Raw genomic sequence first — 980 nt, 5'->3', positions numbered from 1 at the left:
AAATTGAAAAATGAGGGACGGAGGCAGGAGCCTCCGGTGCAGTGCGTTACCAGGCGAGGAGCCTGGGAACGAGGGGAGGGGCTTGTTCCAAGGCTCCTGCCTTGGAACACAATGCCTTGCAGGCTCCTGCCTGCCGGAGATCCGCTGAACCAGTAGCGAAAGTCGCAGAGACATTCGGTTGTTGGGGGCTTCCGGTGATAGGCAACGCAACGTGCTTTGTTGTCGTGTGAAGAAGTTTTGTTCCGGCTTTGGTCGCCCCCAGTTCGTGGATTCCGCCGGGGCAAGCCCGAGACGGAGATCGTGGAGTACGTTCGTTTGCATTCGTAGCTGCCAGTTGCTCGCTCCGCCTGGGCAAGCCAGACGGAAGCGGAGACGCGCTGGGCAGTAGCGAAAGTCGCAGAGACTTTCGAGGGGATGTTGTGACGAAACTCTTGGCGAGTTTCGCATTGCGGAATGCGTTAAGACGCGAGGCCTTGCACACGATGACAGGCTGGAAGCCTGTCCTACATTATGTTCCGGCGGATTCGAGCGCATCGATGAAAAGTAACGTCTCTTCGAAACTTGTGTCACCTAGGAAATGGATACTCATCTTGGTTGCGAGGCACTCGAAATGCATCGTTCCGGTGCAGACACCGGGACAGACGCCGAGGAAGGTGAAAATAAAATGACGGACACCATCCTCTTGCTCGGGTTTACCGCCTGGGAGTTGATTCCATTTCGCTGCCCAAGTCGACTCGTGCACTTCGTAACATTCACAAACGTCGAGTGACTCGAGATCGATCGCGTGCTCGGCGGTCGCTTCGTCTCCTGGGCTGCGGAATTTTCGTTCGACGCACACACCGAACTGGATCACTGCGGTGCCATCGACACCCGGACTGCCGTCTTCGCCATACTCGGTAGCGTGAAAACTGACGTAGGTGCTGCGTGTCCGGGGCACCACGATTGCTCCTAAAGCATCGATCGACGGTTTGACACCGAGC

The 980-nt window shown here is 56.7% G+C and carries 1 protein-coding gene; it reads right to left on the bottom strand.

Going from position 1 to position 980, the window contains the following annotated elements:
* Window positions 1-508: 508 nt before the first annotated feature.
* Window positions 509-980: hypothetical protein (locus RMSM_RS15980; RefSeq protein ID WP_040767344.1), on the bottom strand; the 472-nt coding region annotated here is incomplete at its 5' end.

Source organism: Rhodopirellula maiorica SM1 (genome assembly GCF_000346295.1).
In the GTDB taxonomy this organism is placed as follows: Bacteria; Planctomycetota; Planctomycetia; order Pirellulales; family Pirellulaceae; genus Novipirellula; species Novipirellula maiorica.
Note: the sequence above shows the minus strand (reverse complement) of the source record. Positions and strands in the feature narration are given on the sequence as shown.